Below are 23,778 nucleotides of genomic sequence, written 5' to 3' on the forward strand. Positions count from 1 at the left end.
TTTAGGTGCTTTTTTTGTTTTAAATTCAGCTTATAAATTTAATAAATAAGCTTCAATAAAGCGGCGTTGGTTAGCGGCTTTTGGCGCTGTTCTAAATATAAGTGTATTGCCATTTTTACGTAGTTTTAGCTCATTGGTAAATTTGCATTCAATAGCATTGAACTGCACTATGTCATTTTTAAAATTTTGGTCTTTTTCGCACATATATGCCATTTCGTTTGCAACTTGTGCACAAAACGAACCCACTGCATATTCTTTGAGGTTTTCATCATCAATGCTTTCCCAATTTACATTGGTATTTATTTTTAATCCACATTGCTTATTTATTTTGCTGTTAGCGGCAGCTATATTTTTTTGTTGATACTCTAAATGTTTATTACGGTTAAATTTTGCTAGTTTAGCTTGGGTACCTTTACTTAATTGTTGATCGTATTGTGCTTTTAAATCGTCAACAATTGCAGGGTTTGACTCTTCTTTTTTTGATAAATAAGTTCCATCACGAGTGTCTGGAATATAAAGATTGTAAGAGCAACAACGGTAGCCTTCCTCAACACTTACTAAACTTCTTTGTGTACCATCGTAAGTATATTTGTAAGCTTTATTACTACCATGGGGTTTTAAATCGGTTAAAAATACAACGCCATCAATATCATGGTTTATGCCTGTAACTTTTACTAAAGCTTGTTTTTTATCTGTTGTTGGGGCAATAACAACATTAACGCCTTCTCCTGAACTAAGTTCTATTGGGTACTTAGCAAATTCCAAAGCTAGGCTTTTTTGGCATAGTAAGATACAGGCTATAAAGAATAGTTTTTTCATATTAAGTCCTTTTTAAGTTTTAAAGTTATACAGCAAGCTGGTTTATAGCATTGATAATAATTGATTAAAAGCAATTCGAGGCAAGTGAGAATGCCTATATGAGTTTTTAACGCTTAAAAATTAATAAACGTGTTTTTTACACACGGGAATTGTTGAGACGTACATAGTAACTAAGCACGAATTTTGGCATTATAGTGCCATTAAACTTTGCACAGCTGTAAAGTAGGCGGACGATTTAAGGAAAGTATATGCATATACATATTTTGGGCATTTGTGGCACGTTTATGGGCGGTATTGCAGCCATTGCAAAATTGTTGGGTCATAAGGTTACAGGGTCTGATCAAAACGTTTATCCGCCAATGAGTACGCAACTTGAAGAGCTTGGTATTGAGTTGACTCAAGGTTACGACATATCTCAATTAGAGCCAAAACCAGATATGGTGGTTATTGGTAATGCAATGAGCCGTGGCAACCCGTGTGTTGAATATGTGCTTGATAAAGGTTTACCTTATACCTCAGGCCCTGAGTGGCTTAAGCATAACTTATTACAAAACTCTTGGGTGCTTGCTGTAGCCGGCACGCATGGAAAAACAACGACAGCGAGTATGTTAGCTTGGGTATTAGAATATGCGGGTCTAAAGCCTGGTTTTTTAATTGGTGGTGTAGTTCAAAATTTTGGCGTATCGGCCAAAGTGGGCAAAACACCGTTTTTTGTAATAGAAGCGGATGAATACGATACCGCCTTTTTTGATAAGCGCAGTAAGTTTGTGCATTACCTTCCGCGTACGCTTATTTTAAATAACCTTGAATTCGATCATGCTGATATTTTTGAAGATTTAAACGCAATAAAAAAACAATTTCATCACTTAATGCGTACATTACCTCAAAGCGGCAAGGTAATTTGGCCTAAGCAAGACGTAGCGCTTAATGACGTAATAGCACAAGGGCTTTGGAGCGAAAGCGAAACTCTTGGCGATGATTGGAATTATGAGTTATTAAAAGCAGATGGCAGTGAGTTCAATGTACTTTTAAACAACGAAAGGCAGGGCACTGTTCGCTGGCAAGCAATAGGCGAGCATAACGTTAAAAATGCGATTATGACTATTGCAGCTGCGCGTCATGTGGGTATAGCCGTTGATCATAGTATTGATGCGTTAGGGGAGTTTATTAGCCCTAAAAGACGTATGGAGCTCAAAGCCGATATAAATAATATAAAAGTGTATGACGATTTTGCGCACCATCCAACAGCGATCAAAACAACGCTTGCGGGTTTACGTGCCAAAGTAGGCGATGAAAAAATTATCGCTATTTTGGAGCCTCGCTCAAATACCATGAAAATGGGCGTGCACAAACATACATTGTTAGATTCACTACGTGATGCTAACGACGTGCTACTTTTTGAGCCGGAGAACTTAAACTGGTCCCTAAAAGAGCAAGCAGATAAAGCAGGTATGCAGTGCTTTAATAGCACACAAGCAATTATTGATAAAGTGCTTGAAAATATTGAGCCTAATCAACATATTTTAATTATGAGCAATGGCGGTTTTAATGGCCTTCATCAACATCTTGTTGATGGTTTAGCTGATAAATACAGCGGAGAATAGTGTGCAATTTAAAGATAGAATTACGCTCGCTTTTAGTGGTGCATCGGGTGCGCCCTACGGGTTAAGGTTACTTGAAGTATTACTAGAGCAGCAATTTCAGGTCTACGTACTCATCTCAAGTGCAGCACGCGTGGTGCTTGATACAGAATCAAATATTAAGCTCTCTGGTAATGAAGATAAAGCAACTGAGCAGTTAAGTACGCTGTTTAATGCTAAACCCGAACAGTTAAAAGTATATGGTAAAGATAACTGGTTCAGCCCTGTGGCTTCGGGCTCTGCTGCTCCTAAAAAAATGGTAGTATGCCCATGTAGCGCAGGATCTGTTTCTGCAATTGCGGTAGGGGCGTCAGATAATTTATTAGAGCGCGCCGCCGATGTTGTTATTAAAGAACGCGGACAACTAATTTTAGTACCGCGAGAAACACCATTTAACGAAATTCATTTAGAAAATATGCTGAAGTTATCTCGTTTAGGGGTAACTATTATGCCAGCCGCGCCTGGTTTTTATCATAAGCCACAAAGTATTGAAGACTTAGTCGATTTTATGGTGGCAAGAATTTTAGATCATTTAAACATTGAACATAACCTAACAAAACGTTGGGGTTATGGTGAGGGTAAGTAATGGTTAAGCAAAGTATTGCTTTAAATATAGAAGGCCTTACTAAGGTTTATAAAAATGGTGTTGAGGCTATTAAAGGCGTTGATTTACAAGTTTACGAAGGTGATTTTTTCGCTTTGCTTGGCCCAAATGGAGCGGGTAAATCAACCACTATTGGGGTTATTTCCTCACTTGTTAATAAAACAAAAGGCAAAGTAGAAGTCTTTGGTTGCGATATTGATACTGATTTAGAAGCTGCAAAAGCGCATTTAGGCTTAGTGCCGCAAGAGTTTAACTTTAGCCAGTTTGAAACACTGAGCCAAATACTTGTTAATCAAGCCGGTTATTATGGTGTGCCACGTGGTGAAGCTCATAAACGCGCCGATAAATACTTAGCGCAACTTGGGTTACTTGAGAAAAAAGACAAGCAAGCACGTACGCTTTCAGGTGGTATGAAGCGCCGCTTAATGATTGCTCGCGCACTGATGCACGAACCAAAGTTACTTATACTTGATGAGCCAACAGCAGGTGTTGATATAGAGCTTCGTCGTTCAATGTGGGAATTTTTACGCAAGATAAACGAACAAGGTGTAACCATCATTTTAACTACGCATTATCTTGAAGAAGCAGAGTTGTTGTGTAAAAACATTGCCATAATCGACAGTGGTCGAATTGTTGAAAACACGACCATTAAAGCGCTTCTTGCAAAACTTGATAAAGAAACATTTATCCTCGATTTGAAAATGCCGGTAAACCCGGTCACGCTTGATGGATATAAATTTACGATGACAGATGACCGCACTATTGAAGTAGAAGTTGCTAAATCACAGGGTTTAAATGCGGTATTCGGTGCGCTTACAACTCAAGGTAATACCGTGTTGAGTATGCGAAATAAAGCAAACAGATTAGAAGAGTTATTTGTAGGATTATTAGAGCAAGGGCGGGGCGAATAAATGTTTAAGTATGGCGTAGCCTTAAAAAGTTTATGGATTAAAGAGTGTATTCGTTTTTTACGTATTTGGGTGCAAACTTTAGTACCACCTGCAATTACGATGAGTTTATATTTTGTTATTTTTGGTAACTTAATTGGTTCACGCATTGGCGACATGGGCGGCTTTAGTTATATGGAATTTATTGTACCTGGCCTTATAATGATGTCGGTTATTACTAACTCTTATTCCAATGTGGCCTCTAGTTTTTACTCAACAAAGTTTCAAAAAAGCATTGAAGAGCTACTCGTTGCACCTGTACCTAACTACATCATTGTACTGGGTTATATGGGTGGTGGTATGACGCGCGGTATTATGGTGGGCTTCATAGTCACCTGCGTATCATTGTTCTTTGTTGATATTCAAATTCATAATATTTTTGTGATTATGGCGACGGTTATTTTAACTTCTGCTGTATTTGCATTAGGCGGTTTGATAAATGCAATTTACGCAAATAGCTTTGACGATATAAGTATTATCCCCACCTTTATTTTAACACCTTTAACCTACTTAGGCGGGGTGTTTTATTCAATCACGCTATTGCCAGAGTTTTGGCAAAATGTATCACAAATCAACCCTATAATTTATATGGTTAACGCATTTCGTTATGGCTTTTTAGGTGTGTCGGATGTTGATTTGAGCTTGGCTCTTGGGGTTATTTTAGTATTTATAACAGCGTTATTTACACTAGCGCTTACATTGATCAAAAAAGGTGTGGGGCTAAGACATTAATGAGTGATGCAAATTCACGTAGTATTGTATCTAATCAAGCGGGTATTCACGAAAAGCTTGATGAAATAGTAAAAAAGCACTTAGAGGCTGAGTTTAAAAAACCAATTGCAGCGCATACTCAAGCTGCGTTTGATGAAGTTAATGCTAAAGTACAAGCCTTTAGTGGCCCGCTTATTTTAGACTCGTGTTGTGGCGTGGGTGAAAGCTCAGCTAACTTAGCTAAGCGCCATCCTGATGCACTTGTAATTGGTATTGATAAATCGTCGCATCGTCTTGATAAGCACGATGTTGAATATAAGCAAACCGACAGTGGGCAGTACATTTTAGTGCAAGCTGATTTAAATGACTTTTGGCGTTTAGCGGTTGCTGCTAATTGGCAGCCTAGCCATCATTATTTGTTGTATCCAAACCCATGGCCTAAATCTAAGCATATTAGAAGACGCTGGCATGGCGCAGCTATTTTTCCATTCATCGTTAAGTTAGGCGGTGCATTAGAAGTGCGCAGCAATTGGGATATTTACGTTAAAGAGTTTGCTCGGGCGCTTGAATTAACAGGTAACCCTTGCGATGTAACACTTTATGAGTCGGACGATGCAATTACACCTTTTGAGCGTAAATATTGGGCCAGTGGCCAGCAAAGCCACCGACTCATTGTTAATCTAGCAGATTGTTAATACGTCTTCATTTTCCGAGTTAACATAAGGCGCTGGGTGAGCAAAGTAATTGCCTTGCATCAGCGTCACATCTGCTTTTTTTAGTGCCGTTACAATTGTTGCGTTTTCTACCGACTCTGCTATTAATTGCAAACCAAGTTGATTAGCAAAACTGGCTATGTGCTCAATAAATAAGTAAATATCTTTATCGTTTACAATTTGTTTGATTAAAGCACCATCTAACTTAATGCCATCAACTTCAAGTTTTAATACGTTTGATATGTTTGAATAACCACTGCCAAAGTCGTCAATAACAACTTTAACTCCCCTTGTTTTAACCTTTGCTATAAATGCTTTTACTTCTGAGAAGTTAGCAATAGCTTGAGTTTCTAAAAGTTCTAACGTGATGTTACTCGGTTGTGGGTAGCGTTTTAGTTCATCAGCTATATATTCACTTAAATTAGGGTCGAGCATATCTTGGGCTGTTATATTTAAGCTCCAACAAACATTAGTTTTTCTAAAGCGGCTAATACATTGCGAGAAAATAGTGCGGGTTAATAAACCATCCATTCTTGAACGGGTAATAACGTTCAAAAATGCGTCAGGCTTTAGTATTTCACCAGTGCTGGTTAGCATGCGCGCTAGACATTCATACTGTACTATTTGATTTGTATCTATATCAAAAATAGGTTGAAAATAGGGGACAATACGGTTGTTATCAAACGCTTCACGTACTTCTTTAGCCATTTCTACGTTGTATTGATATTGCACTTTTACATCGTGTAATGCTTTGGAATAATTGACGACAGTATGTCGACCTTGTTTAGCTTGAAGCGCCGCAATATGGGCATTTTCTAGCAGTAGCGATTTGTTACCACTAGCGATACCTGCACATAAAGTAATATAAATAAATGGGTCAGTTAACAGTGGAGTATTAAAATTATAAGTTTCAATTAAGTCATTAAACTCATCATATGGAATTTCTTTTGGTGCAAGAAGCACAAGTTTGTTGGTCGCTAAGCGATATATATGACAACGTATAGAACTGCGGTTTTTAAAATACATAAGTAAATTTTTCATTACTTTATCGCCTACTTCGGTACCGTAAAAACTATTTATGTCTTCTATTTCATTAATCCAAATTACAGCAAGTTGCATATGGTGGGCATTATTTTTTTTAAGAAAATACTCAAGGGCGATATGATTGGCAAAACCAGTACTCGAGTCGGTTGCTAAAGAGCGTTTTAATAAATAAACATAAATTGCAGCAACAAGTATTGCTATAAAAAAGAAGAAGCTAGCCATTGCCGCAGCTGTTGATACGCTTTCTTTAAGTTGCTCGTTTAAATTGTAAATAGTTATATCGGCACCCGTTAAATAGGTACTGCCGCTAATAGGGTCAACGTAAGGAATAAAAATAGTCTTAAAGTGGCCCCACTGATCGCTCGATATTTCAAATACAGGCTCTGTTGAATAAAAAGCACTTAAGTTAGCATCGGTGGCTTCAGGGTAGAGATCTAAAAACTGAGTTACTTTGCCATTATTTTGATCATCTTGCGTGTAGCTTGATGAGCTAAAAAAAACTTTACCATCTTTTAAAATCATTGAGTATACATAAGCAATATCAAGTGCTTGAGCAAATTCAGAGAGCTGTTTACTTTTATTATGATAAGTTGCAAAGTTAATGGATTCGCCTTTATTTACGTCACTTAAATACTCTTCACCTAATATATGTTTAACGCTGGTGGCGGCATTGAGTAGGCGATTATCAATCGATTGCATAATATCAGCACGGGTAGTTTGATAAGTATAATAAACGTAGGTAAGTAGGCTGACAAAAAACAATGTGAATCCAGCCATTAGCCAACTTATTTTTACTCTTCCTTTAAGCATGTATGTCCCTTTTTTGTAGTCATGTTTATTATACGCAAAATATATAAATGCCCAATAATTAATTCCAACTTATTGTGCTGAATGAAATAATAATTAAATTATCATTTTTTTGTCATGCATTTGACTGCTTTTATGGCTTTAAGCGAGACATTTTAGTTATATTGCAGTAAAGTTAGCGCAATTATTTAAAAACACAATTACTTAAAATAAAGTCGAAATTTGGGCTTTTTTATAGGTGATTAAGTGTTCTAGCTACACACACACACTAGGTATTAAGATGGATCAAAAGCGCTGTGCCGTCGCCTCTAAAGAAAGCCTTAAGCGTATATTTACTGTACCTGAAGCGCCAGACTCAACTTTAAGCAAAATCGAGCTTGAAATTTCGAGTAATTTAGCGGGTTTCTTAAATGAAAATATAGCGGCAATTGAAAAACCATTACATGTAATAGAAAAAGATTTTCAATCTGCCGTGATCCCTGAGGATCCAACGTTTGTATCTGCGTATGCACAAGACATAATGGAGCAACTTGTTGCGCATTCTGTGCATACTGCTGCTCCCAGTTTTATTGGTCATATGACCTCTGCTTTGCCGCATTTTCTATTACCACTGTCAAAACTGATGGTCGGGCTAAATCAAAATTTAGTAAAAATAGAAACCTCAAAAGCATTCACGCCTCTTGAGCGTCAGGTTTTAGGCATGATGCACCATTTAGCATACGCACAGGATGACTCGTTTTATTCTAAATGGATGCACAGTGCTAAAACATCATTAGGTGCATTTTGCTCCGGTGGCACGGTTGCTAATATTACAGCGCTTTGGATTGCGCGAAACCGCTTATTAAAACCCGATGGCGATTTTAGAGGCATAGGCGCACAGGGTCTTATTGCTGGAATGCTACATTACGGCTATAAAGGGTTAGCTGTTTTAATATCTGAACGTGGGCACTATTCACTCGGTAAGTCGGTTGATTTATTAGGCATTGGTCGCGATAACTTAATTGGTATTAAAACCAGTGAAGACAACAAAGTAGATGTAAATGCTATGCGCGAAAAAGCTTTTGAGCTTGAATCACAAGGCATTAAAGTAATGGCTATTATTGGTGTAGCGGGTACAACCGAAACCGGTAATATTGACCCATTAGATGACATGGCTGATTTGAGCGAAGAGATTGGATGTCATTTTCATGTGGATGCAGCCTGGGGTGGAGCAACACTATTATCAAACACACATCGCCCTTTATTAAAAGGCATTGAACGTGCTGATTCAATTACTATCGATGCACATAAACAAATGTATGTACCAATGGGTGCGGGTTTAGTTTTATTTAAAGATCCTGCTGCAACTGATGCAATAGAGCATCATGCAGAATATATTTTACGTAAAGGTTCTAAAGACTTAGGCAGTCATACACTCGAGGGCAGCAGACCTGGTATGGCAATGTTAGTACATGCTTGCTTACGCGTTATAGGTCGTAAAGGCTACGAAATGCTAATCGATCGCAGTATTAAAAAAGCACATTATTTTGCCAATTTAATTAAAGAAGATGAAGACTTTGAGCTTATTTCAGAGCCCGAGTTATGTTTACTGACGTACCGTTATGTACCTAAGCAAATTAAACAGGCTATAGCTGATGCCGATGCCGCAACTCGGTTAGATATTTTTGCCTCGTTAAATCGCTTCACTGCGAGTATGCAAAAACGTCAACGAGAATCTGGTCGCTCATTTGTATCGCGTACGCGTTTAACACCTTCTAAATACGACAATCAACCTACTGTTGTATTTAGAGTCGTACTTGCAAACCCGCTTACATCAGGTGCTATTTTAAAAGAGATTTTAGCAGAGCAAAAAGAGTTAGCTAAAACCGATCCTGTATTTAAAAAGTACTTAAGTAAGTATATGTAATTATAAACATCGTTATTTATAATTAAGAAAGGCGCTCTTATTCAAGTTAGCGCCTTTTTTGTTGATTTTTAACAAGAGTTTAAGAAGGGCTAAAACAGCTCGTTTTAATTATATTACTGATAATTTGTTGTGATGGTTTTATTTTTTCCATTGCTAAAAATTCATCGGGTTGATGTGCTTGGTTAATAGAGCCAGGCCCCATTACAATGGTTTCACATCCTAATTGCTGAATAAAAGGTGCTTCAGTACAGTAATTAACAGCAATGGCTTTTTGCCCTGCTATTTTTTCAGCTAATATCACCAACGCGCTGTCGGTATTGCCAGTAAAGGCAGGAATTGGTTCATGCAAATCAATAACGCTCACGGCATTTGGATATTGCTGATTTATTTCTTTTGTTGCATCAAGTAATAAGGCTTGTAACTCTTGTACACTTAGTCCGGGTAGTGGGCGCATATCTATGTGCATTTCGCAGCAGCCACAAATTCGATTCGCGTTATCGCCACCGTGAATATTACCAAAATTTAATGTCGGATAAGGTATTTCGAAGTGTTCTATTGAATACTTATGCTTTAATTGCTCTTTTAATATCAGTAGTTTTGCAATCACTTTATGCATAACTTCGATGGCGTTAAGGCCACGTTCGGGATCGGAGCTATGCCCAGAGCGACCAACCACTCTGATTGCTGTACTCATGTGTCCTTTATGAGTAAATACTGGAGTCATATCAGTGGGTTCACCAATTATACAGTGTGCAGGTTTTAAATTTGGGTGTTTACAAATTTGCTGTGCGCCTGCCATTGTCGTTTCTTCGTCGGCGGTAGCGAGTATTAAAATAGGCTGAGTTTGCTGTTTTTCATCAAGTTCGCTAATAGCCTGCAACACAAAAGCAAAAAAACCTTTCATATCAATACTTCCAAGCCCATACAGTTTGTTGTCGAGTTCGGTAAGTTTAAACGGATTATGATTCCAGCGGCTGTCATCAAACGGCACTGTATCGGTATGCCCTGCAAGCATTAAACCACCATCGCCTTTTCCACGTTTAGCTAATAAATTATAGCGGCCCTTACCCCCTTCTAATTCAATAATTTCACACGTAAAACCAAGAGTTTCACACCACTGCGCAAGTAGCTCAATAACACTTTTATTACTCATACATTGGCTGTCTTCAATTGCACTAATAGAAGGGGCTGCAATTAATTGTTGGTACATAGAAATAAACGAAGGCAAAGGCATAAAAAAATCCAAAATAAGTATTCAATTTAATTGCATAACAATATAAAAGTATTTATGATGAATATCAATTCACTTTTTAAGCATAAATATATTAAAGTAACGCTATGAAAATAATGCGACGATAATCAAACTTCATTAATAAAAAAGACTTAATTAGCGTCTAAGCTAGTTTAATCGAACATTATAGACAAGTAGTAATTAATTTAAGATAACGAGTAACAAATGAATGTAGTGATTATTGGCGCAAGCGGTTACAGCGGCGCAGAGTTAGCAAGCTTAGTTGCTAATCATCCAAACCTTACCTTAACAGGCTGTTATGTATCAGAAGGTAGCTTAGATAAAAATAAATTACTAAGTGATTTATACCCAGAGCATCTTGGTCTATTAGATAATCCTTTACTTCCTCTTAGCGCATCAGCTTTTGATGACATTCAAAGTGATGCTGACTACGTATGTCTATGTACTGATCACAAAGTAAGTGTTGATTTAGCGCCTCAATTTTTAGCTATGGGTAAAAAAGTATTTGATTTGTCAGGTGGCTATCGCTTAGCAAGCAATGACGACTACGTTACTTACTATGGTTTTGAGCATCAACATCCAGCGCTTTTAAACGAAGCGGCTTACGGTTTAGCAGAGTGGAACCATGATGCTATAGCCAATGCAAAGCTAATTGCTGTTGCAGGCTGTTACCCAACTGCCGCACTTAATGCACTTAAACCGCTTAAACAAGCAGGCTTATTGAGCGAGCAAAGTATTATTATTAATGCCGTTTCGGGAGTTACAGGTGCAGGGCGTAAAGCGAGTGTAGGAACACATTTTTGTGAGGTATCGCTTGCACCTTATGGTTTGTTTAACCATCGCCACGGTCCTGAAATAGAACAACACCTTGGCCACAAAGTATTATTTACTCCGCATTTGGGTAACTTTCCGCGTGGTATTTTAGAAACTATTTATGTACAACTTAAGCCAGGTGTTACCAAGGAAGACGTTGCATCGGCTTATCAAGTGCTTGCTAACGAACCATTAATTCGTTTGTTAGGCGATAAAATACCTTCAATTAAAGGTGTTGCTAAGCAACCATTTGTTGATATTGGTTGGCAGCAACAAGGCACGCAGTTAATTGTAATATCTGCCATCGATAACTTATTAAAAGGCGCTGCTGGACAAGCTTTGCAGTGTATTAATATTTCTATGAATTTAGAACACACGACGGGCTTAAAAGGAGCGTTTTAAATGAGTAAAAAAACGTGGGTTATTAAACTCGGTGGTGCAGTACTTAATACAGAAAATGCAGCAAAAGCGTTATTTGACGTGCTAAGCGAGCAAAAAAATGATGAGTTTGTCATTGTTCATGGCGGTGGTTCTTTAGTAGATACATGGCTAAAGCAAGCGGGTTTTGCTAGTGCTAAACACCAAGGTTTACGTATTAGTCCAGCAGAGCAAATGCCTTATATAGTGGGTGCACTTGCAGGTTGCGCTAATAAACAATTAATGACTCAAGCTATAAGCGCAGGGCATAAGCCTGTCGGCTTAAGTCTTTTTGAGGCGGGTGTTACAGCAACCCAAAAATTAAAAGCACTTTGCTTGGTGGGTAAATGCACTAGCAACGATGATTCTATTATTAACGATTTACTTAAAATTAATCGTTTACCTATTGTTAGCTCTATCGGCTTTGATGAACAAGGTTTATGGTACAACGTAAATGCAGATGAAGCAGCGGCAGCTATTGCCAGTAATTTAAATGCAGAGCTTATTTTTATGACGGATGTGGAAGCAGTACTTGATGCAAATAAACAACCGTTACATCAACTTGACACAAAACACATTGATACTTTAATAAATGAAGGAGTAATTGTGGGCGGGATGGAGGTCAAAGTTAAGACCAGTCTTCACGCTGCCCAACATTTACGACGCGGTGTGTATATTTCCAGCTGGCAAAAGCCAGAAAATTTAACTGACTTGCTCCAAGGCAAGCATGTCGGAACTAAAATTACACCATAGGTTTATTATGTTTGAAAATTTTTTAACGGGTTTAGAATTAGACCAAGAAGGCGCACTTAATTTATTAAAGTTAGCGCAAGATATAAAAGCAAAACCAGAAAAATACAGCCAAGTATTAGCGGGCAAATCAATCGTAACGTTATTTGAAAAACAAAGTTTACGTACGCGTTTGTCATTCGATATTGGTATTAATCGTTTAGGTGGTCATGCTGTTTATTTAGATCAGCAAAATGGCGCTATGGGTGCACGTGAATCAATTAAAGATTTTGCACTTAATATTTCTACTTGGGCTGACGGTATTGTGGCGCGTGTAAACCAGCACAGCACATTAACCACATTAGGTGAATATGCATCAGTACCTGTAGTAAATAGTCTGTGTGACCTGTACCACCCTTGCCAAGCACTTGCTGATTTTTTAACGCTTCAAGAAGTACATGGCGATGTTAGTGAGCTTAAAGTTGCTTACTTAGGTGAAGGCAATAACGTGACTCATTCATTGATGTTGCTCGCTGCAACGCTAGGTACTGATTTTGTAGCGGTAACACCAAAAGGGTGTTCGCCAGATTCACAAATACTAAAAAAAGCAGAGCAAATTGCAGCAATGAATGGCGCATCAGTTATGGTGAGCGATAGAGTTGAAGCGGCCGTTGGTGCAAACGTTGTATACGCAGATACATGGGTATCAATGGGTGATACAACACCGCTTGAGCAAGTAAAAGAAAAATACATGCCTTATCAATTAAACCAGGCATTGCTAGATCAAACAGGTGCGACTACGGTATTACATTGCCAACCGGCACACCGTGAGTTTGAAATTACCTCTGAGGTAATGGACGGCCCAGCATCAAAAATTATTCAACAAGCAGAAAATCGTATGCATGCGCAAAATGCTCTGCTAGTTACATTATTAAATCCAAATTTTGTTAAGGAACACCTATGAGTTCAATTAAAAAAGTCGTTTTAGCCTATTCAGGTGGTCTTGATACGTCGGCTATCGTGCCATGGTTAAAAGAAAACTACGGCTGTGAAGTAATCGCGTTTGTTGCCGATGTAGGTCAAGGCGCTGAAGAACTTGAAGGCGTAGAAGCTAAAGCAATTGCCTCTGGTGCATCTGAATGTTATGTCGTTGACTTAAAAGATGAAATGGTAAGTGATTACATTTACCCAACACTTAAAACAGGCTCAATTTACGAAGGTACTTATTTATTAGGTACGTCTATGGCGCGCCCAATTATTGCTAAAGCACAGGTCGAAATTGCGCGTAAAGTAGGTGCTGATGCACTTTCGCATGGTTGTACTGGTAAAGGTAATGACCAAGTTCGTTTTGAATCATGTTTTGCAGCCCTTGCACCTGATTTAAAAGTAATTGCGCCATGGCGTGAGTGGGACTTATCGAGCCGTGAATCATTACTTGATTATTTAGCAGAGCGTGACATTCCGTGTTCAGCATCTGCTACAAAAATTTATAGCCGTGACGCTAACGCATGGCATATTTCGCACGAAGGTGGTGAGCTTGAAGACCCATGGTGTCAACCAACTGAACAAGTCTGGACTTGGACTAACTCTCCAGAGCAAGCCCCAGATAAATCAGAACTAGTAACATTAAAAGTTGTTGAAGGTGAAGTAGTCGCTGTAAATGGCGAAGAGCTTAAACCTTACGATTGTTTAGTTAAATTAAACGATATTGCATCGCCTCATGGTGTTGGACGTGTTGATATTGTAGAAAACCGTTTAGTCGGTATGAAATCACGCGGTTGTTACGAAACCCCAGGTGGTACCGTTATCATGGCGGCGCTTCAAGCAATAGACGAGCTAGTACTTGATAAAGCAAGCCGTAAGTGGAAAGAAGTGTTAGGCGGCGAGTTCTCGCATTTAGTATACGACGGCCGTTGGTTTACGCCACTTAAAGATTCTATTTTAGCTGGTGCAGAAGCACTTTCTAAAGTAGCAACAGGTGAAGTGGTACTCAAATTATACAAAGGTCAGGTAACTGCAGTTCAAAAGCAGTCACCAAATAGCTTATACAGCGAAGCATTTGCGACATTTGGCGAAGATGATGTGTACGACCAGTCACACGCTGAAGGCTTTATTCGCTTGTTCTCGCTTTCAAGCAGAATTTCAGCACTCGCTAAAAAGTAATTTATTACGCCTCTTATAAAAGGGGCACTACAGGGTTTGGAGAGATTTCATGGCATTATGGGGCGGACGTTTTTCTACGGGTCCAGATGAGGCGTTTAAGCAATTTAACGACTCTCTTCCCTTTGACTACCAGTTAGCAGAGCAAGATATTATTGGCTCTGTTGCATGGGCTGGCGCACTTGAACAAGTGAACGTATTATCAAGTGATGAGCACAAAGAATTAGTATCGGCATTATATGAGCTACTTGAAGAAGTAAAAGCAGATCCAACCGCTGTAGCAACCTCAGGTGCTGAAGATATTCATTCACATGTCGAAGCTGCATTAATCGAAAAAGTAGGTGACTTAGCTAAAAAGTTACATACAGGCAGAAGCCGTAATGACCAAGTTGCTACCGATTTTAGGTTATGGTGCCGCGATACCGCCGATCATATTTTAAAAGCGATTGCGCAGCTAAAAGCAGAGTTTGTTGCATTAGCTGAGCGAGAGCTTGGTACTATTTTACCTGGCTACACGCACTTACAACGTGCACAACCAGTACTATTTAGCCACTGGTGTATGGCTTATGTAGAGATGCTAGAGCGTGATGAAAGCCGTTTGCAAGACGCTAAAGCTCGTATGAACTATTGTCCGCTAGGCAGTGGCGCGTTGGCTGGCACTGCTTATCCAATTGACCGTCAAGCGCTTGCACAAGGTTTAGGTTTTACTGGCGCCACTAAAAACAGCCTTGATGGGGTTTCAGATCGCGATTTTGTTGTTGAGCTATTAAGCTGTGCGTCAATTTCAATGATCCATTTATCGCGTATGTCTGAAGATTTGATTTTTTACAACTCAGGCGAAGCTGGGTTTATAGAGCTTGCGGATAACGTAACGTCTGGCTCGTCTTTAATGCCACAAAAAAAGAACCCAGATGCACTTGAGCTTATTCGTGGTAAAACGGGTCGCGTATTTGGTGCCTTTAGCGCCATGATGATGACCCTAAAAGCATTGCCGCTTGCCTACAACAAAGACATGCAAGAAGATAAAGAAGGTATTTTTGATGCTATGCCAACATGGCTTGCGTGTATTCATATGGCACAAGCCTGTATTAAAGGCGTAAAAGTAAAAGGCGAGCGTACGCTTGCTGCGGCAAAAGGTGGCCACGCAAATGCGACAGAACTTGCTGACTACTTAGTCGTTAAAGGCGTACCTTTTAGAGAAGGGCATCATATTGTAGGTGTGCTTGTTCAGCTTGCTATTAGTGAAGGAAAAACACTTGAAGAGCTATCGCTTGACCAATATAAATCGGTAAGCGACGTGTTTGAGAATGATGTTTATCCGGTACTTGAAATTGACGCGTGTATAAAAGCGCGTCAAGCACTTGGCGGTACATCAATTGAACAAGTAACCGGTGCTATTAAGGCAGCCAAAAAAAACAACAGATAACTGTTCGTGACGCCAACCTAGATGATGTTGAATCAATAGCTAAGCTAATTCAACATTGGGCAACGGTAGGCGAAAACTTGCCACGTGCGAAAAGTGATATGGTTCATTCTATTAATGAATTTGCCGTTACTGAAATAGACGGTAAGGTTTCAGGCTGTGCATCGCTGTATATATACGACACAGGTTTAGCTGAGATACGCTCGTTAGGCATAGACCCACAAAGTGCAGTTAGCGGTCAAGGGCGGCAATTAGTTGACCATTTACTGGTTAAAGCCAAAAAATTGGCGCTTAATCGCGTGATAGTGTTAACGCGTGTCCCTGACTTTTTCGAAAAGCAGCGTTTCACGTTTTGCTCTAAAGAAAGCCTGCCTGAAAAAGTAATGAAAGATTGTGAACTTTGTCTTCGTAAAGAAAATTGTGACGAGGTAGCAATGGAATATATTTTAAAGCTAAGTAAAAGTACGGAGATCCCGTGTAAATACGTAGCTTAAACTCCCTGGATACAAAAAACGTACGGTTACCCCTGTGCGTTTTTTTATGTCTGCGGCAAGCTGGTCGGAGCTGTTTAGTTTGATTGAATAAATGTTTTTTAGATGAATTTAGTGCGCCAAAAAAAGTTGGCACATTGGTTGCTTTATATTAATGGATATAGCATAAGAGCTATTTTAAACCGGTAATGCATATATCAACATAATGACGCAAGTAGATACTTCGTCAATTACATTTAAATATTAAAAGGATCAATTACATGCAAGTTTCAGCTAATAGCCAAGTACAAATGCAAGCATACAACAAAACACAACAATTAAAGCCTGCAATGGAACAAACTGCTAGCCCTAAAACCCTACAATCTGATACAGTAAGTTTTTCGCAAGAGGCGATGAGTGCAGCGAGCGATGAATTGCAACGTTCGGGAACTATTTTACCAGGTCACCTTCGTCCTAAATAGTTTATAAGGTTCTAGATGTTTTTAACTGAATTCTTTGGTTACTTTTCCCTTTCAGCCCTAAATATGTGGGCATTTTTAATGGCTTTTTTGTTTAATATATTCGTTTATTCATTAGGGGTTAAAAGGGATACTACTTTACTGTTAAGTTCTTTTGTAATGATGGTTTCATATTCTTCGTCGGATTATTTTTTAACATGGTTATCAATTAATGAGTTAACTTATTTCGACTGGGCTTTATATGATTTTTTTACTATAGCAATGCTTTGTATTGCATATAAAATAATAAAAAAAACGACTCCATCATTCATTTACCTATTAATCGGCTTATCAGTAAATTTATTACTAACTTTATCAATGCACCTAGACGCCTTTATTCTCCATAATCAAAAGCCATGGTTACTTTGGGATGTTTACACTGTAGGTGTTACGGTTATAGATTTACTCATGGTAGTGTCCCTCATTTTTGACAGAGACCTCCTTGCTCTTCATAAATTAAAGAACAAAACCATCAGTTACTTCAAGTCAAATGATACCCACAAAGTAACCTAGTTTACAATGTACTTAACTAGCGCTTTTTTATATTATGTAAACGCTTTCACACAATGGGGCTTTTTAATGGCCTTCCTGTATTGTTTAGCCTCCAGTATAAATACAGAAAACAAATCCTCTGTTTATTTATCTGCGCTTATGCTCTGCTCATATATTTCTAGTGGTTATATAAACTTATTAAAAAGTTTATATTTAAGCTGGGCGCTTTATGATTTCATTACAATTTTAGCTCTGTTAACTTTACAGTACTTCAAAGTGCTCCAACGCTCTGCAGTTTTTTACTTCATTATCTTTTCGTTAACAATAAATGCTGTTCTTACTCTAATAATTCATTATGACATAGATGTCTTATATAACTATGAGCCATGGTGGTATTGGAGTGTTTATTCTATTGGTGTAAGTATGTTTGATGTTTTTATGATTCTGTCACTAGTGTTCAATAAAAGTTTCAAAAATAATGGATAATATTCTAGTTAATCCAGCAATTTCTTTTTACATAGGTGCATTTGTACAATGGGGCTTTTTAATTGCTTTTTTGTACTCATTAGTTGTAAGTATTAACACACCCAAGAAAGAAGCTGTATGGTTATCATTGGCTATGACAATTTCTTACTCCTCAAGCCTGTTTATCGATATACAAGACATATCGTACATTCAACTCTTTTTTTTGATATAACAACTATTTTCGCCATCTTTATTTTAAGGTTTTTCATTATTGAAAATCTTATATCGATCTACTTGTTGTTAGGGTTGACTATAAACTCATTATTATTTCTTGGTATGTATATAGATGTATCAGTTTTTAATAATTACGAACCTTGGTGGTTTTGGTCATTCTATTCAATAAGTATTAATGTGGTCGATTTATCAATGATAGCTATATTTTTCATAAATAAAAATTCTCTTAGCCTACATAAATTTAATTTACGATTACTTAAAATAAATACGTGAATACGTGCAAATTATAGTGTTTTGATTAAACATCATCACTGTTAAATGAGTTGAATATTTTTACCGAACTTACTAAAGGCTGTATATGATTGAGTTCCTTGTAAATACCGATTTTTTGTTCTACACAGGGGGACTTGTGCAGTGGGGTTTTTTAATGGCATTTTTGTATTCATTAGTCTACTCAATTAATAATCCTAATAAAGGTAACGTTTGATTATCGTTAATTATGTCACTTTCCTATTCATCAAGTATATTTATTAACATGGGTACTATTACCTACTTCGATTTTTTCTTATTTGATTTTCTTACTCTTTTAGTTATTGTTTTTTCTACTTTTTATATCAAAAAAAATATAATTTCGACTTACTTGATACTTGGTTTATCTATAAACATGTCTCTTTTTTTTGCGATGTATATTGATTATGACGTTTTGTATAACGATGAGTTTTGGTGGTTATGGTGGGTATACATATTAGGTGTAAACACTGTGGATTTTTTGATGATAGCTATATTTTTTATAAAAAAAGATTTCTTGGGTTTAGATAAGGCTAAAAAATGGCTAATAAATAGTACTGTTAAGGGAAAAGTTAATGGCTGACATACTTTGGGGAATTGTTGATTTAGGAGCCAATGTGGGCATACTATTTACTTGGTTTATCTTAATTGCATTTTTATATAACCTGTCTGCTAGTATAAATAAAGTTGATAAAAGCAGAGTTCATTTGTCACTTATAATGTTGGTATCGTATATTTCTAGCCTGTTTATGGGTACAAGTACTGCACCCCCTTATTTAAATTACTTTTATTATGACTTTGTTACCATTGCTATTTTACTGCTTTGGTTATTTGCATATAAAAAACAGTACCAACTGCTTTTTACTACTTAATTGTAGGTCTTTCTATTAACGCATTTTTGTTTTTAGGTATGCATTACGACACTGTAATTGCTGAAACATGCTGCTATTGGTGGCTTTGGACGGTCTATGTCTTTGGTATGTATTTTATTGATTTCACCATGGCACTTGTGCTTATTATAAACAAAGACTTGTTAAAATTGGTATGGCTAATCAAAAAGCTAAAACCTCGTTTTGTTGAACAATCGAGTTAGCGTATATGTCTATACGCTAATGTAAGGTGAGAGTGTAAGCTAATTACTTGCGCCATCACCAAGTTTAGTTTTAAGTGCTTTTACTATCATAGGGTCTACAAACTCACTAACATCCCCATTGTGACGAGCTACTTCTTTAACGAGTGTTGATGAAATAAATGAATTTCGCTCTGCAGGTGTTAAAAATACACTCTCTAAGTCTGGGTTCAGGCGGCGGTTCATGTTAGCTAATTGAAATTCGTAATCAAAATCAGACACTGCTCTAATTCCACGAATCAAAACATTGGCGCTATGCTCTTTTGCTAAATCAGCGAGCAGACCAGAAAAACCAATCACCTTAACATTGTCTATGTGGCTTAAAATAGTGTTAGCAAGTTCAACACGTTCTTCAAGGGTAAAGCAGGGTTTTTTACTTGGATTATGTGCAATAGCGACTAGCACGGTATCAAACATTTTTGCAGCGCGCTGAATAAGATCGGTATGACCATTTGTAAGTGGATCAAAAGTGCCAGGATAAATTGCAGTAATGTTCATAAAGTTCACTATCTATTATTTTTTCGCTAGTCTAACAGTGTTTTTTACACAAATCAGCTTTGCTAAAAAAGGCTCATTTACTAATACACCAAAAGGTGTGAAATAGTGTAAGAGTGTTTTATTCATAAATATTTGTTTATACTGCGTAGCCTATTATTAATGTAATGTAATCCATAATATAATTAGAGTGTTAGCATATGAATACCAAGGATAAAATAATACACACCAGTATTTCGCTATTTAATGAGCAAGGTGAACGTGCAATAACAACAAACCATATTGCATCAAAATTAGGGATGAGCCCGGGTAATCTTTATTATCATTTTAAAAATAAAGAAGACATTATTCGTCATATTTTTGCGTTGTATCGTGATCATTTAAATACTCACTTCAAACCAATTAATAAAGATGATGATGCTTTTAGCCATTTAACCGCTTATCTCGATTCGTTATTTGAATTGATGTGGCGCTATCATTTTTTTTACGACAATCTTGGCGATATACTCTCCAGAGATACAGATTTAAAACAAGCCTACATTGATTTTCAACTCGAGCTACTTGAACAGGTTCGTAAAGTTATACTTGGCCTTCGCGATAGCGAAATGATCGCGATTGATGAACACGATGTCATTGAACTGGCGCATACATTAAAGTTAACAGTTAGTTTTTGGACGCCTTACATTAAAGCTCGTAGACCAAGTGGCGAATTGGCTGAACAAGATATATATCACGGTATTTTAAAAGTACTTACGTTATTTAGGGCGTACAGTACGGATAAAAGCATCGATAAGATGAACTTACTACGAGACAAGTACACTGAATTAGCGCAACAAGCTCCCGCTGTTGTGTAGTTACTGCCGTTGGCTATTTCCTAGACGCTAGATTTTTTGCTATAATCGCGCGCCAAATATCAGGGAGCGCGAATTCCCGCAGTCTAAGAGTGAACTATGCTTAAATTTATCGTCAAACTACACCCCGAAATAGCCATTAAAAGCCGTTCGGTTCGTAAACGCTTTACTAAAGTGTTAGAAAATAACATTAAGATTGTATTGCGTCGTGTTGACGAGAAAGTACAAGTAATGAATAACTGGGACAATATCTCAGTTGTAACTAAAGTTGAGGGCCCGCAAGTTCGTCTTGATTTTATTGACAGCCTCAAGCGCATACCAGGTATTGTTCAGTTTATTGAAGTCACCGAGACCCAATTTGAAACGCTTGATGATATTTATCAAAAAACATTAGCGTTAGTTGGGCATACAATCGTAGGTAAAACTTTTTGTGTTCGTGCAAAACGTATAGGGCAACACGATTTTACTTCAACTGATTTAGAACGTTATGTTGGTGGTGGTTTAAACCAGCATATTGAAGGCGCAAGCGTAAAGCTTAGCCGGCCAGAAATAACAATACGCCTAGAAATAAAAGACGACAAAGCTTACATTGTTTCGCAAACGCATTTTGGTATGGCGGGCTTTCCGTTGCCAACTCAAGAAGATGTGCTTTCGCTAATGTCGGGTGGTTTTGACTCTGGTGTAGCAAGTTATCAAATGATCCGCAAAGGTGCCCGCACACACTTTTTATTCTTTAATTTAGGCGGGGCTGCGCACGAAATTGGTGTTAAACAAGCAAGTTACTACTTATGGAAAAAATACAGTTCAACTCATAAAGTTAAGTTTGTAACTGTTGATTTTGAACCTGTTGTTGCTGAAATTTTAGAAAATGTTGAAAACAGCCAAATGGGTGTTGTACTTAAGCGTATGATGATGCGCGCGGGCAGTGTGATTGCTGAAAAATTAAATATTCAAGCACTTGTCACAGGTGAAAGTATTGGTCAGGTATCAAGTCAAACACTTGCTAACTTAAGCGTGATTGACCGCGTTACTGATACGCTTATTTTACGCCCGCTAATTCAACATGATAAACAAGAAATTATTAATATTGCTCGTCAAATCGGCACCGCTGAGATGGCTGAAACGATGCCTGAGTACTGTGGTGTAATTTCTAAAAAGCCAACAGTTAAAGCTAAAATTGATGTAATTCTTGGTGAAGAGGAAAAATTCGATTTTGATGTACTTGATACCGTTGTAGATAAAGCACGTGTAATGGATGTGCGTGATATTGACGTAGAAGCTAAACAAGAATTAAAAGAAGCTGAATCTGTTGCAGATTTACCCGTAGGCTCCGTTGTTGTGGACATTCGCTCACCAGAGGAAGAGGAAGCCGCACCGCTTGCAATCGACGGTATTGAAGTAGTGCATTTGCCGTTTTTTCGTCTAGCAACTAAGTTTGGTGATTTACCAAAAAACACAGACTACTATTTGTATTGCGACAGAGGGGTAATGAGCCAACTTCAAACACTTATGCTGCATGAGCAAGGCTATGAAACTGTTAAAGTTTACCGCCCGTAACGTTAATGCGTTAATATAAGCGTGGTTTATACCACGCTTTTTTTTGCCATAATTTTAGCAAGCAAATCGTTGTTATAGGGTGTTTTAATATTATAGAGCTTACCTTGCTCACTAATATAACCGCAAATAGCCATTATTTCAGTTGATCTATTATGAGCTACATCTTGGTTCATTGACGAGAAGTTTTCTGCGGTGAGGGTCATTACTTTATACGCTGTTGTAAGTGCGTTAATTAAAGTAATGTTAAGGTTTTGCGCTTTCGCTATATTGCATGCCTCAGTTAATAAATTAATAATAGTTGAGTTGTATTGAGGCGCACGTAACTGACCGTTTTTAACATTATGTAAAGCACTTAGCGGGTTAATTGCAATATTAATCATTAGCTTTTCAAAGCGTAATTGTTGAATGTTATTTGTGGCTGTTAAGTGGGGGATTTCTTTTAATTGCTCAGTTATGTTTGCAGTATTTTTAAGTGCTAATTCATTACATCCACCAATTACATTTTGCCCATCACCCGTGTGCTGTACGATGTATTGATTTGATTTAAATCCAGCCATCGTCGTGGTTAAAAAATATAACGCTTGATGCTTACTTAATTCCTGTTTTAGCGTTCCAACATTCCCCATGCCGTTGTGCGAGAGTATTACGCTAGTATGCTTTGATAAAAAAGGCTTTACTTGTTCAAATGCATTTTGCACTTGAAATGCCTTAACGGTGAATAAAGCGATATCAAATTCGGTTAAGTTACGTAGTTGATTTAACGAGACAAAACGGGCATTTATTTTTTTGAGGCATAGCTATCTCGACTATAAAAGCGTGTGTTGTTTGTGTTTTTACGTGTCAACACGTTTACATTATGTTGGGCGCTTAAAAAATGGCTAAGTAATAAACCAATTGCGCCATCACCTACAACAAGAATATTAGTCATATGGGTTCTTTTTGCCAGTGGTGAAAATCACTTTTAGTAAGAAATAGCTCGCAGCGCCGATAAAATCAGCAGCAAAGTCACCCAGTGACGCTTGCCTGTAAGGAAGTGCATCTTGCATTATTTCAATTGAGGCACCATAACCTGCAAGTATAAAAATTTGTGCGTACAAAGGAAGCTTAAACGCTCTATCCATAATAATTGCAAGTATGAAAAAAACCCCAAAGTGGGCTACTTTATCAACATGAGGGAATAAATTTGTAACACTGCCTTTTACTTCTTTAGCAAATAAAAAGGTAAATGCTACGATACTGATTAAAAAAATTGCTTGATAAACACGCCTTGTCACGACAAATCCTAAAATCGCTT

At 37.7% G+C, this 23,778-nt stretch carries 21 protein-coding genes and 2 pseudogenes; 17 read left to right on the plus strand and 6 right to left on the minus strand.

The annotated features are described in order from the left end of the window. Positions 1-30: 30 nt before the first annotated feature. Entirely contained in the window at positions 31-819 is a 789-nt protein-coding gene (locus P20652_RS15085; RefSeq protein WP_008166149.1) for a hypothetical protein, read from the minus strand. 248 nt (positions 820-1,067) lie between these two features. Between P20652_RS15085 and mpl the strand changes: the two genes are divergently transcribed. Genes mpl through P20652_RS15060 form a run of 5 tightly spaced genes read left to right on the plus strand, consistent with a single transcriptional unit; the run spans position 1,068 to position 5,416 of the window. Then, positions 1,068-2,423 (plus strand): UDP-N-acetylmuramate:L-alanyl-gamma-D-glutamyl-meso-diaminopimelate ligase, encoded by a 1,356-nt coding sequence (gene mpl, locus P20652_RS15080; protein ID WP_008166151.1) that lies wholly within the window; start codon positions 1,068-1,070, stop codon positions 2,421-2,423. Position 2,424: 1 nt separating this feature from the next. Then, positions 2,425-3,045 (plus strand): flavin prenyltransferase UbiX, encoded by a 621-nt coding sequence (locus tag P20652_RS15075; protein ID WP_002961027.1) that lies wholly within the window; start codon positions 2,425-2,427, stop codon positions 3,043-3,045. Beyond that, complete coding sequence (locus P20652_RS15070) at positions 3,045-3,974, plus strand: ABC transporter ATP-binding protein (protein WP_008166153.1); 930 nt, start codon at positions 3,045-3,047, stop codon at positions 3,972-3,974. The genes P20652_RS15075 and P20652_RS15070 overlap by 1 nt, the downstream gene beginning before the upstream one ends. Continuing rightward, positions 3,975-4,742 carry an ABC transporter permease gene (locus P20652_RS15065; RefSeq protein WP_008166155.1) on the plus strand — a complete coding sequence of 256 codons (768 nt, stop codon included), beginning with the start codon at positions 3,975-3,977 and terminating at the stop codon, positions 4,740-4,742. It abuts the gene before it with no gap. Further along, on the plus strand, positions 4,742-5,416 hold the full coding sequence (locus P20652_RS15060; RefSeq protein WP_008166157.1) for a tRNA (guanosine(46)-N(7))-methyltransferase TrmB: 675 nt from the start codon (positions 4,742-4,744) through the stop codon (positions 5,414-5,416). Before P20652_RS15065 ends, P20652_RS15060 begins: the two co-directional genes overlap by 1 nt. Here P20652_RS15060 and P20652_RS15055 read toward each other — a convergent pair. Beyond that, positions 5,402-7,288 carry a bifunctional diguanylate cyclase/phosphodiesterase gene (locus P20652_RS15055; protein ID WP_008166160.1) on the minus strand — a complete coding sequence of 629 codons (1,887 nt, stop codon included), beginning with the start codon at positions 7,286-7,288 and terminating at the stop codon, positions 5,402-5,404. The two genes, P20652_RS15060 and P20652_RS15055, sit on opposite strands and share 15 nt — an antisense overlap. A gap of 277 nt (positions 7,289-7,565) precedes the next feature. Here P20652_RS15055 and panP point away from each other — a divergent pair, with 277 nt between their 5' ends. Further along, positions 7,566-9,191: a pyridoxal-dependent aspartate 1-decarboxylase PanP gene (panP, locus tag P20652_RS15050; RefSeq protein WP_008166163.1), complete on the plus strand. Its 1,626-nt coding sequence runs from the start codon at positions 7,566-7,568 to the stop codon at positions 9,189-9,191. A 79-nt stretch (positions 9,192-9,270) separates the two neighbouring features. Here the strand turns inward: panP and argE are convergent, their stop codons facing one another. Continuing rightward, the gene (gene argE / locus P20652_RS15045; protein ID WP_008166166.1) at positions 9,271-10,425 is read right to left on the minus strand and encodes an acetylornithine deacetylase; all 1,155 of its coding nucleotides are present in this window, start codon (positions 10,423-10,425) and stop codon (positions 9,271-9,273) included. Between the two features lie 222 nt (positions 10,426-10,647). Here argE and argC point away from each other — a divergent pair, with 222 nt between their 5' ends. The 9 genes and pseudogenes from argC to P20652_RS21415 all read left to right on the plus strand — a co-directional run bounded on the left by argC (position 10,648) and on the right by P20652_RS21415 (position 19,324). Then, positions 10,648-11,658: an N-acetyl-gamma-glutamyl-phosphate reductase gene (gene argC / locus P20652_RS15040; protein WP_008166168.1), complete on the plus strand. Its 1,011-nt coding sequence runs from the start codon at positions 10,648-10,650 to the stop codon at positions 11,656-11,658. Next, positions 11,659-12,426, plus strand: coding sequence for an acetylglutamate kinase (gene argB / locus P20652_RS15035; RefSeq protein WP_008166170.1), 768 nt, complete (start codon positions 11,659-11,661; stop codon positions 12,424-12,426). Positions 12,427-12,433: 7 nt separating this feature from the next. Continuing rightward, positions 12,434-13,366: an ornithine carbamoyltransferase gene (locus P20652_RS15030; RefSeq protein WP_008166171.1), complete on the plus strand. Its 933-nt coding sequence runs from the start codon at positions 12,434-12,436 to the stop codon at positions 13,364-13,366. After that, on the plus strand, positions 13,363-14,565 hold the full coding sequence (locus tag P20652_RS15025; protein WP_008166173.1) for an argininosuccinate synthase: 1,203 nt from the start codon (positions 13,363-13,365) through the stop codon (positions 14,563-14,565). The genes P20652_RS15030 and P20652_RS15025 overlap by 4 nt, the downstream gene beginning before the upstream one ends. A gap of 49 nt (positions 14,566-14,614) precedes the next feature. Beyond that, positions 14,615-16,479: pseudogene (argH, locus tag P20652_RS15020) on the plus strand (argininosuccinate lyase). 257 nt (positions 16,480-16,736) lie between these two features. Continuing rightward, positions 16,737-16,937: a hypothetical protein gene (locus tag P20652_RS15010; protein ID WP_008166180.1), complete on the plus strand. Its 201-nt coding sequence runs from the start codon at positions 16,737-16,739 to the stop codon at positions 16,935-16,937. A gap of 15 nt (positions 16,938-16,952) precedes the next feature. After that, positions 16,953-17,486: a hypothetical protein gene (locus tag P20652_RS20465; protein ID WP_033017049.1), complete on the plus strand. Its 534-nt coding sequence runs from the start codon at positions 16,953-16,955 to the stop codon at positions 17,484-17,486. Between the two features lie 1,213 nt (positions 17,487-18,699). Continuing rightward, positions 18,700-19,035 (plus strand): hypothetical protein, encoded by a 336-nt coding sequence (locus P20652_RS17375; protein WP_008166185.1) that lies wholly within the window; start codon positions 18,700-18,702, stop codon positions 19,033-19,035. Continuing rightward, positions 19,028-19,324, plus strand: coding sequence for a hypothetical protein (locus P20652_RS21415; protein ID WP_008166187.1), 297 nt, complete (start codon positions 19,028-19,030; stop codon positions 19,322-19,324). The genes P20652_RS17375 and P20652_RS21415 overlap by 8 nt, the downstream gene beginning before the upstream one ends. A gap of 260 nt (positions 19,325-19,584) precedes the next feature. Here P20652_RS21415 and coaD read toward each other — a convergent pair whose 3' ends face one another. Further along, positions 19,585-20,079 carry a pantetheine-phosphate adenylyltransferase gene (gene coaD, locus P20652_RS15005; protein ID WP_008166192.1) on the minus strand — a complete coding sequence of 165 codons (495 nt, stop codon included), beginning with the start codon at positions 20,077-20,079 and terminating at the stop codon, positions 19,585-19,587. 197 nt (positions 20,080-20,276) lie between these two features. Here coaD and P20652_RS15000 point away from each other — a divergent pair, with 197 nt between their 5' ends. Together P20652_RS15000 and thiI are read left to right on the plus strand one after the other, a co-directional pair. Further along, positions 20,277-20,930, plus strand: coding sequence for a TetR/AcrR family transcriptional regulator (locus tag P20652_RS15000; protein ID WP_008166195.1), 654 nt, complete (start codon positions 20,277-20,279; stop codon positions 20,928-20,930). A 96-nt stretch (positions 20,931-21,026) separates the two neighbouring features. Then, on the plus strand, positions 21,027-22,484 hold the full coding sequence (gene thiI, locus P20652_RS14995; RefSeq protein WP_008166197.1) for a tRNA uracil 4-sulfurtransferase ThiI: 1,458 nt from the start codon (positions 21,027-21,029) through the stop codon (positions 22,482-22,484). Between the two features lie 26 nt (positions 22,485-22,510). Here the strand turns inward: thiI and P20652_RS17385 are convergent. Both P20652_RS17385 and P20652_RS14990 read right to left on the minus strand, forming a co-directional pair. Beyond that, positions 22,511-23,412: pseudogene (locus P20652_RS17385) on the minus strand (ketopantoate reductase family protein). Continuing rightward, positions 23,405-23,758 (minus strand): VanZ family protein, encoded by a 354-nt coding sequence (locus tag P20652_RS14990; RefSeq protein WP_008166200.1) that lies wholly within the window; start codon positions 23,756-23,758, stop codon positions 23,405-23,407. Before P20652_RS14990 ends, P20652_RS17385 begins: the two are co-directional and overlap by 8 nt. Positions 23,759-23,778 lie beyond the last annotated feature (20 nt).

Source organism: Pseudoalteromonas sp. BSi20652 (genome assembly GCF_000239855.1).
Taxonomy (GTDB): Bacteria; Pseudomonadota; Gammaproteobacteria; order Enterobacterales; family Alteromonadaceae; genus Pseudoalteromonas.

What these genes read in the sequence shown, in the direction of transcription:
- P20652_RS15085 (WP_008166149.1), bottom strand. Translation starts at nt 819, where the DNA reads ATGAAAAAACTATTCTTTATAGCCTGTATCTTACTATGCCAAAAAAGC.
- mpl (WP_008166151.1), top strand. Translation starts at nt 1,068, where the DNA reads ATGCATATACATATTTTGGGCATTTGTGGCACGTTTATGGGCGGTATT.
- P20652_RS15070 (WP_008166153.1), top strand. Translation starts at nt 3,045, where the DNA reads ATGGTTAAGCAAAGTATTGCTTTAAATATAGAAGGCCTTACTAAGGTT.
- P20652_RS15065 (WP_008166155.1), top strand. Translation starts at nt 3,975, where the DNA reads ATGTTTAAGTATGGCGTAGCCTTAAAAAGTTTATGGATTAAAGAGTGT.
- P20652_RS15060 (WP_008166157.1), top strand. Translation starts at nt 4,742, where the DNA reads ATGAGTGATGCAAATTCACGTAGTATTGTATCTAATCAAGCGGGTATT.
- P20652_RS15055 (WP_008166160.1), bottom strand. Translation starts at nt 7,288, where the DNA reads ATGCTTAAAGGAAGAGTAAAAATAAGTTGGCTAATGGCTGGATTCACA.
- panP (WP_008166163.1), top strand. Translation starts at nt 7,566, where the DNA reads ATGGATCAAAAGCGCTGTGCCGTCGCCTCTAAAGAAAGCCTTAAGCGT.
- argE (WP_008166166.1), bottom strand. Translation starts at nt 10,425, where the DNA reads ATGCCTTTGCCTTCGTTTATTTCTATGTACCAACAATTAATTGCAGCC.
- argC (WP_008166168.1), top strand. Translation starts at nt 10,648, where the DNA reads ATGAATGTAGTGATTATTGGCGCAAGCGGTTACAGCGGCGCAGAGTTA.
- argB (WP_008166170.1), top strand. Translation starts at nt 11,659, where the DNA reads ATGAGTAAAAAAACGTGGGTTATTAAACTCGGTGGTGCAGTACTTAAT.
- P20652_RS15030 (WP_008166171.1), top strand. Translation starts at nt 12,434, where the DNA reads ATGTTTGAAAATTTTTTAACGGGTTTAGAATTAGACCAAGAAGGCGCA.
- P20652_RS15025 (WP_008166173.1), top strand. Translation starts at nt 13,363, where the DNA reads ATGAGTTCAATTAAAAAAGTCGTTTTAGCCTATTCAGGTGGTCTTGAT.
- P20652_RS15010 (WP_008166180.1), top strand. Translation starts at nt 16,737, where the DNA reads ATGCAAGTTTCAGCTAATAGCCAAGTACAAATGCAAGCATACAACAAA.
- P20652_RS20465 (WP_033017049.1), top strand. Translation starts at nt 16,953, where the DNA reads ATGTTTTTAACTGAATTCTTTGGTTACTTTTCCCTTTCAGCCCTAAAT.
- P20652_RS17375 (WP_008166185.1), top strand. Translation starts at nt 18,700, where the DNA reads ATGGGTACTATTACCTACTTCGATTTTTTCTTATTTGATTTTCTTACT.
- P20652_RS21415 (WP_008166187.1), top strand. Translation starts at nt 19,028, where the DNA reads ATGGCTGACATACTTTGGGGAATTGTTGATTTAGGAGCCAATGTGGGC.
- coaD (WP_008166192.1), bottom strand. Translation starts at nt 20,079, where the DNA reads ATGAACATTACTGCAATTTATCCTGGCACTTTTGATCCACTTACAAAT.
- P20652_RS15000 (WP_008166195.1), top strand. Translation starts at nt 20,277, where the DNA reads ATGAATACCAAGGATAAAATAATACACACCAGTATTTCGCTATTTAAT.
- thiI (WP_008166197.1), top strand. Translation starts at nt 21,027, where the DNA reads ATGCTTAAATTTATCGTCAAACTACACCCCGAAATAGCCATTAAAAGC.